This window comes from Acinetobacter sp. YH16044 (assembly GCF_013417145.1).
GTDB lineage: Bacteria > Pseudomonadota > Gammaproteobacteria > Pseudomonadales > Moraxellaceae > Acinetobacter > Acinetobacter amyesii.
In genome coordinates, this window is the sequence record NZ_VPEK01000102.1 from 1 (window position 1) to 2,254 (window position 2,254).

The 2,254-nt window shown below is 36.7% G+C and carries 1 protein-coding gene and 1 rRNA gene; both read left to right on the forward strand.

Annotation, left to right across the window (positions count from 1 at the left end):
* The first annotated feature begins 11 nt into the window (after positions 1-11).
* Positions 12-126, forward strand: a 5S ribosomal RNA gene (gene rrf, locus FTV38_RS17155).
* Positions 127-754: 628 nt separating this feature from the next.
* Positions 755-2,125: an MFS transporter gene (locus tag FTV38_RS17160; RefSeq protein ID WP_180023011.1), complete on the forward strand. Its 1,371-nt coding sequence runs from the start codon at positions 755-757 to the stop codon at positions 2,123-2,125.
* Positions 2,126-2,254: the final 129 nt, after the last annotated feature.

A 2,254-nucleotide genomic window follows, 5' to 3' on the forward strand; every position in this document is an offset into this window, starting at 1 on the left:
AAAACAGTTGTGCTGGCGACAATAGCAAGAGTGAACCACCTGATCCCTTCCCGAACTCAGAAGTGAAACCTCTTAGCGCTGATGGTAGTGTGGGGTTACCCATGTGAGAGTAAGTCATCGCCAGCTCATTATTCGAAAACACCCCCTGACTCGTGCAGGGGGTGTTTTTTTATGTCGGAGAAAAGGGAAAAATAAGAAGAAAAGCAGAAGCACAAAACAGGGAGATGATAAAAATATTGATAGATTGAGACTTGAATTATCTAAAAATGGATGATTCTTAGACAATAAACGCATTCAAAAATCATCAATTGAGGGAATTCTCAGCTTAAAATGCTGGAAAATCTGAATGTAAGTCAGCTAAAACAACAGTTTAAATGCCTAATTATCGACTTAAGTGATGTCTGATGACTTATGATTTAGAAATCTACGACTTAGATCGTAGAACTGCGATTTTTTTCTATAAAATTTGAGTTTTATTCTGACAATTTTCATATCAAATAATCTATCGTCTGATTGTGATTTAGCTTCTAATAACACATTGATAATTAATCATTATTAAAACTAGACCCGCAGTCCATCGACTTTTTTATGTATAAATATTTCAAAAATATTCGAGTTTTTATGACATTTTATTCCCAAACAACATGGATATATCTGAAAGGTATGAGTTTATGCTTTTCAGGTTTTGGACAAAATACAGCCAGAAATTCATTGTTAGTTAAAATTTATGTCTCACAATTGGAGGTGAGAATTAATGAAAACAACAATGAATGTTAATACCGTAGTGGATCAGGGCAAATTTAAGTCCTTCCATGTCAACATTATCTTGTGGTGCTTGTTTATTGTCTTATTTGATGGTTACGATTTAGCAATTAATGGCGTTGTTTTACCGCTATTGATGCAAGAGTGGGGGATGAGCGCAGTACAAGCAGGTATGCTCGCAAGTACAGCTTTAGCAGGCATGATGTTTGGCGCTATGGGTTTTGGTATGTTGGCCGATAGAATTGGCCGTAAAAAAGTTATTTTAATTTGTGTTTCATTATTTAGTTTTTTTACTTTCCTCGGTGGCTTTTCATCAAATCCAACTGAATTTGCAGTACTTCGGTTTATTGCTGGTTTGGGAATTGGTGGTGTATTACCTAATTTAGTTGCTTTAACTTCGGAATATGCTCCACAGCGTTTACGCAGTACTTTAGTGACCACAATGTTTAGTGGTTATGCTGTTGGTGGAATCATGGCTGCATTATGTGGTAAATGGTTTACAGCTGATTTCGGCTGGCAAATTATGTTCTTTATTGCAGGTATTCCTTTGCTTTTTATACCTCTATTTTGGAAATTTTTACCAGAATCACTTACTTTCTTAGTGAAGGCTAATAAGCAAGATCAGGCACGTTATTTTTTAAAAAAAGTTGATCCAGATGCTCAAGTATCGCCCGATACACAGTTGGTTTTATCATCTAATGATCAAACTCAAAGTGCATCAGTCAAAGCATTATTTACAGAAAATCGTGCTATAGGAACCTTTTTATTCTGGATAGCTTTCTTTATGTGTCTATTAATGCTTTATGCATTAGGCAGTTGGTTACCAAAACTGATGATGGCTGCTGGTTATTCTTTAGGTAGTAGCTTAATGTTCTTAATGGCTCTTAATATTGGTGCTGTCATTGGAACCATTAGTGGAGGCGTTCTAGCCGACCGCTTTAACTTTAAATCGGTACTTATTGGTATGTTGATTGTGGGGGTATTATCGCTTGTTGGTTTAGGCTTTAACTCTCCGCAACCTGTGATTTATTTACTGGTAAGTCTAGCAGGCGCATCATCAATCGGCTGTAGTATTCTACTTTATAGTTTTGTGGCACAGTATTATCCGGTCGCAGTTCGCTCAACGGGTATTGGCTGGGCATCTGCAATTGGTCGTACAGGTGCAATTGTTGGTCCAATCTTAATTGGTTATTTATTAGGTTTAGAACTTCCACATAAATGGAATTTTATTGCAGTGGCTATTCCAGGGGTTATTGGTGCAATTGCAATATTCTTTATTCGCAAAGCGCAAACAGATGAAGAGGTTGCCGCTTTAGAAAATGTGAATAAGGCTACTGTGAAAACACAGCGTTCGTATAGCTAAAATGTCTTGTCCTGAAATAGATTGACAGTATTCCACTTCAAACCGAGTTAAGCAATTAGCTCGGTTTTAGTTTGCTCATACGTCTGATTCGGGGTGTTCATATTTAAACTTAAATGTGGTCTATAACAA

Coding starts and splice junctions, on each gene's coding strand:
- FTV38_RS17160 (WP_180023011.1), top strand. CDS start 755: ATGAAAACAACAATGAATGTTAATACCGTAGTGGATCAGGGCAAATTT.